Consider the following 3,073-nt stretch of genomic DNA (forward strand, 5'->3'; position numbering starts at 1 on the left):
TCAAGGAAGTGGCGAAGAAGCTGTCGAAGGACGCCGGCTCGATGAAGATGTTCGACATCGCCGAGCGCCTGGAAACCGTGATGTGGGACATCAAGAAGATGTTCCCGAACCTGGACTGGTTCAGCGCGGTGAGCTACCACATGATGGGCGTGCCGACGGCGATGTTCACGCCGCTGTTCGTGATCGCGCGCACGTCCGGCTGGGCCGCGCACATCATCGAGCAACGCATCGACAACAAGATCATCCGCCCGAGTGCCAACTACACCGGTCCGGAGAACCTGAAGTTCGTGCCGCTGAAGGATCGCAAGTAAGACCGGCTGCCGGTTTGCTCCGCGTCGGGTTGCATTGATCCGGGCCTGCGGGCAAGGGGGTAGTTGGTCGCTGACATGGGACCACTACCCCTTTTTCATACCTATATTGATTTCCCTACACCATGAATTCTGCAAACCGCAAACCGCTACCGGGCACCAAGCTGGATTACTTTGACGCGCGCGCCGCGGTCGAGGCAATCCAGCCGGGTGCCTACGACAAGCTGCCGTACACGTCGCGCGTGCTGGCAGAAAACCTGGTGCGCCGCTGCGATCCCGCCACGCTGACCGATTCGCTCAGGCAGCTGATCGGGCGCAAGCGCGAGCTGGACTTCCCGTGGTTCCCGGCGCGCGTGGTGTGCCATGACATCCTGGGCCAGACCGCGCTGGTGGACCTGGCCGGCCTGCGCGACGCCATTGCCGACCAGGGCGGCGACCCCGCCAAGGTCAACCCGGTGGTGCCGGTGCAGCTGATCGTCGATCACTCGCTGGCGGTGGAGTGCGGCGGCTTCGATCCCGATGCCTTCGCCAAGAACCGCGCCATCGAAGACCGCCGCAACGAAGACCGCTTCCATTTCATCGACTGGACCAAGCAGGCGTTCAAGAACGTCGACGTGATCCCGCCGGGCAACGGCATCATGCACCAGATCAACCTGGAAAAGATGTCGCCGGTGATCCACGCTGATAGCGGCGTGGCCTACCCCGATACCTGCGTCGGCACCGACAGCCACACCCCGCACGTGGACGCGCTGGGCGTGATCGCCATCGGCGTGGGCGGCCTGGAAGCCGAGAACGTCATGCTCGGCCGCGCCTCGTGGATGCGCCTGCCGGATATCGTCGGCGTGGAGCTGACCGGCAAGCGCCAGCCCGGCATCACCGCCACCGACATCGTGCTGGCCCTGACTGAATTCCTGCGCAAGGAAAAGGTGGTTGGCGCTTATCTGGAGTTCCGTGGCGAAGGCGCATCCAGCCTGACGCTCGGCGACCGCGCGACCATTTCCAACATGGCCCCGGAATATGGCGCCACTGCCGCGATGTTCTTCATCGACGAGCAGACCATTGACTACCTGCGCCTGACCGGCCGCACCGACGAGCAGCTCAAGCTGGTTGAAACGTACGCCAAGACTGCCGGCCTGTGGGCGGATTCGCTGAAGAACGCCGAGTACGAGCGCGTGCTGAAGTTCGACCTGTCGAGCGTGGTGCGCAATATGGCCGGCCCGTCCAACCCGCACAAGCGCCTGCCGACTTCCGCGCTGGCCGAGCGCGGCATCGCCGTGGACCTGGACAAGGCCCGCGCGCAGGAAGCCGAAGGCCTGATGCCGGACGGCGCGGTCATCATTGCCGCCATCACCAGCTGCACCAACACCAGCAACCCGCGCAACGTGATCGCCGCCGCGCTGCTGGCGCGCAACGCCAACGCGCGCGGCCTGGCGCGCAAGCCGTGGGTCAAGTCGTCGCTGGCCCCGGGATCCAAGGCAGTCGAACTGTACCTGGAAGAAGCGAATCTGCTGCCCGACCTCGAGAAGCTTGGCTTCGGCATTGTCGCCTTTGCCTGCACCACCTGCAACGGCATGTCCGGCGCGCTGGATCCCAAGATCCAGCAGGAAATCATCGACCGCGACCTGTACGCCACCGCCGTGCTGTCCGGCAACCGCAACTTCGATGGCCGCATCCACCCGTACGCCAAACAGGCCTTCCTGGCCTCGCCGCCGCTGGTGGTGGCCTATGCCATCGCCGGCACCATCCGCTTCGATATCGAAAAGGACGTGCTGGGCACGGACCAGGACGGCAAGCCGGTGTACCTGAAGGACATCTGGCCGAGCGACGAAGAGATCGACGCGATCGTGGCGAAGAGCGTCAAGCCCGAGCAGTTCCGCAAGGTCTACGAGCCGATGTTCGCCATCACCGCGGCCAGCGGCGAGTCCGTCAGCCCGCTGTACGACTGGCGCCCGCAGAGCACCTATATCCGCCGCCCGCCCTACTGGGAAGGCGCGCTGGCCGGCGAGCGCACGCTCAAGGCGCTGCGTCCGCTGGCGGTGCTGGGCGACAACATCACCACCGACCACCTGTCGCCGTCCAACGCCATCATGCTCAACAGCGCCGCAGGGGAATACCTGGCCAAGATGGGCCTGCCGGAAGAGGACTTCAACTCGTACGCCACCCACCGCGGCGACCACCTGACCGCGCAGCGCGCCACCTTTGCCAACCCGACCCTGATCAACGAGATGGCCGTGGTCGATGGCCAGGTCAAGAAGGGTTCGCTGGCGCGCATCGAGCCGGAAGGCAAGGTGGTGCGCATGTGGGAAGCGATCGAGACCTACATGGACCGCAAGCAGCCGCTGATCATCATCGCCGGCGCGGACTATGGCCAGGGCTCGTCGCGCGACTGGGCCGCCAAGGGCGTGCGCCTGGCCGGCGTGGAAGTCATCGTCGCCGAGGGCTTCGAGCGCATCCACCGCACCAACCTGATCGGCATGGGCGTGCTGCCGCTGGAGTTCAAGCCGGGCGTGAACCGCCTGGCGCTGGGCCTGGACGGCACCGAGACCTATGACGTGATCGGCGAGCGCCAGCCGCGCGCCACGCTGACGCTGGTGGTGAACCGCAAGAACGGCGAGCGTATCGAGGTGCCGGTGACCTGCCGCCTCGATAGCGACGAGGAAGTGTCGATCTACGAGGCCGGCGGCGTGCTGCAGCGCTTCGCACAGGACTTCCTTGAGTCAACCCGTTCGGCTGCATAAGCTGTGACATGGGCCCGGGCGGCATAG

General features: G+C 65.4%; 2 protein-coding genes. Both read left to right on the forward strand.

Annotation, left to right across the window (positions count from 1 at the left end; translation table 11 throughout):
* Positions 1–311 (forward strand): citrate/2-methylcitrate synthase (locus tag CF68_RS06515; protein WP_035816864.1); only part of this gene is annotated, 311 nt, incomplete at its 5' end.
* Between the two features lie 122 nt (positions 312–433).
* A complete protein-coding gene (gene acnD / locus CF68_RS06520) occupies positions 434–3,046 on the forward strand; it encodes a Fe/S-dependent 2-methylisocitrate dehydratase AcnD (protein ID WP_035816866.1) in 2,613 nt (870 codons plus the stop codon).
* Positions 3,047–3,073: the final 27 nt, after the last annotated feature.

The organism is Cupriavidus sp. SK-4 (genome assembly GCF_000611125.1).
Taxonomy (GTDB): Bacteria; Pseudomonadota; Gammaproteobacteria; order Burkholderiales; family Burkholderiaceae; genus Cupriavidus; species Cupriavidus necator.